We start from the raw sequence: 2,563 nt of genomic DNA on the forward strand, positions 1-2,563 counted from the left end.
CGAGGCGGCCGGGGCGGCTGTGCGGGCCGCCGAGAGCCGCGGCGTCGGGCTGGACGAGCTGGCCGACGACGAGCTGGCCGCCATCAGCCCCGAGCTGACGGCACAGGTCCGCGAGGTGCTGACCATCGAGGGCTCGGTGGCCTCGCGTGACGGCAGGGGCGGCACCGCGCCGATCCGGGTCGCCGAGCAGCTCGATGCGGTCCTGGCCAGGCGTGCGGAGCTCAGCGAGCGGCTACGCGAAAGCGGATGACCTGGGCATATGCCCGGCGGTTTTCAAAAGGCTAAACTTCCAGACTTATGGCATCGAGTTGAACCACTCGGCCTATGTCGTCGTCACCAAGGGATGGGACCAATGAGCGTCATCGCCGGAGTCTTCGGTGCGCTGCCGCCGTACCGCTATTCCCAGCGAGAGCTCACCGACTTCTTCCTCCGCATTCCCGGTTTCGAGGATTACGAGGACATCGTCCGCCAGCTGCACGCCAGCGCCAAGGTCAACGGCCGCCACCTGGTCCTGCCGCTGGAGCAGTATCCCGCGCTGACCGACTTCGGCCGGGCGAACCGGATCTTCATCGAGAAGGCCGTTGACCTCGGTTGTGAGGCGCTCGAGGGTGCCCTCGCTGAGGCGGGCCTGCGGCCTCAGGACCTCGACGTGCTCATCACGACGACGGTCACCGGGATCGCCGTCCCGTCGCTGGACGCCCGGATCGCCGGGCGTCTCGGGCTGCGCGACGACGTGCGGCGGGGGCCGTTGTTTGGCCTGGGGNAGCTAGTGTTGTCCAAAGACGTGGCCGCCGTGGTCGAGCAGTACATCGCCGAGGACGTCGGCGGGTTTCTGGGCGCGCACGGCCTGAGCACCACCGACATCGGCGCCTTCGTGAGCCATCCCGGGGGTCCCAAGGTCATCGAGGCGATCAACGCGAGCCTGGACCTGCCGCCGGAGGCGCTCGAGCTGACCTGGCGCTCGCTGGGCGAGATCGGCAACCTTTCGTCGGCCTCGGTGCTGCACGTGCTGCGTGACACCATCGCCAAAAAGCCGCCCAGCGGAAGCCCGGGTCTGATGCTGGCGATGGGTCCGGGATTTTGTTCTGAACTTGTGCTGCTTCGGTGGCACTGATTCGGCGTGTTCGTGAACTTTTCGTCGTACGGTAAAGCTCTGCCGGTGGGGTCTGTTGGGGCACGCGAAGTGCTGACAGTGGGGCGGCGAGAGTGTGGTCGGGGGTCTGTTCGGGGGTTCAGGAGAGGCGCAAGCCGTGTCGGGCGGGGCGATGAGCCCGGCTCGGCCGTCGCTGTCGCGCCGCCGTACCCCTGTGCGGATGAGTGACACGAGAGGCCGGGTGGCATGACCAGCACCCACGATGAGCTCGTCGCTGCGCTCCGCAAAACACTGAAGGAAAACGAGCGGCTGAAGCGGGAGAACCGCGAGTATCTCGCGCTGATCGCGGAGGGGCCCACCGAGCCGGTGGCGGTGGTGGGAATGGCCTGCCGCTACCCGGGCGGGGTGGATTCACCCGAGGGCCTGTGGCAGCTGGTGGCCGAGGGCCGCGACGTGGTCTCGGACTTTCCCGGCGATCGGGGCTGGGATCTGGCCGGGCTGTTCGACCCGGATCCCGATGCGGTGGGCAAGTCGTACACGCGGTGCGGCGGGTTCCTGGCCGACGTCGCGGATTTCGACGCCGCGTTCTTCGGGATCGCGCCCAGCGAGGCGCTGGCGATGGATCCGCAGCAGCGGCTGTTGCTGGAGGTGTCGTGGGAGGCGTTGGAACGGGCCGGGATCGATCCGGTCGCGTTACGGGGCTCGCCGACCGGCGTGTTCGCCGGGGTGTTTCACGGCTCCTATGGCGGCCAGGGCCGGGTTCCTGGAGACCTGGAAAGGTACGGCCTGCGGGGATCCACCCTGAGCGTGGCCTCGGGCCGGGTGGCGTACGCGCTGGGCCTGGAGGGCCCGGCGGTGTCGGTGGACACGGCGTGCTCGTCGTCGCTGGTGGCGATGCATCTGGCGGCGCAGTCGCTGCGGTCCGGCGAGTGTGATCTGGCGCTGGCCGGCGGTGTGACGGTCATGGCCACTCCGGCGATGTTCATCGAATTCAGCAGGCAGCGAGCGCTGTCCGCCGACGGCCGATGCAAGGCGTACGCGGGTGCCGCCGATGGCACGGCGTTCTCCGAAGGCGTGGGCGTGCTGGCGCTGGAGCGGTTGGCCGATGCCCGCCGATTGCGGCATCCGGTGCTGGCCGTGCTGCGGGGATCCGCGGTGAATCAGGACGGCGCCTCCAACGGGCTGGCGACGCCCAACGGGCCGTCGCAGCAACGCGTGATCCGCGCGGCGCTGGCCAATGCGCGGCTCAGCGCGGCCGAGGTGGACCTGGTGGAGGGCCACGGCACGGGCACCACCCTGGGGGATCCCATTGAGGCCCAAGCGCTTCTGGCGACCTACGGCCAGGACCGGCCGGCGGACCGGCCGCTGTGGCTCGGGTCGATCAAATCGAACATGGGGCATACCTCGGCCGCGGCGGGCGCCGCCGGGGGGGGCAAAGTGGTACAGGCGCGGGGGGATGGGGTGATGGCC

At 69.6% G+C, this 2,563-nt stretch carries 2 protein-coding genes and 1 pseudogene; all 3 read left to right on the forward strand.

Annotated elements, in window-relative coordinates:
• A pseudogene (locus BN4348_RS38500) lies at positions 1-250 on the forward strand (argininosuccinate lyase); the annotation flags it as partial.
• Positions 251-352: 102 nt separating this feature from the next.
• Entirely contained in the window at positions 353-1,114 is a 762-nt protein-coding gene (locus BN4348_RS38505) for a type III polyketide synthase (protein WP_066911362.1), read from the forward strand.
• Between the two features lie 225 nt (positions 1,115-1,339).
• A partial coding sequence (locus BN4348_RS38510; RefSeq protein WP_142308792.1) for a beta-ketoacyl synthase N-terminal-like domain-containing protein occupies positions 1,340-2,563 on the forward strand: 1,224 nt, incomplete at its 3' end.

It is taken from the genome of Mycobacterium interjectum (assembly GCF_900078675.2).
GTDB lineage: Bacteria > Actinomycetota > Actinomycetes > Mycobacteriales > Mycobacteriaceae > Mycobacterium > Mycobacterium interjectum.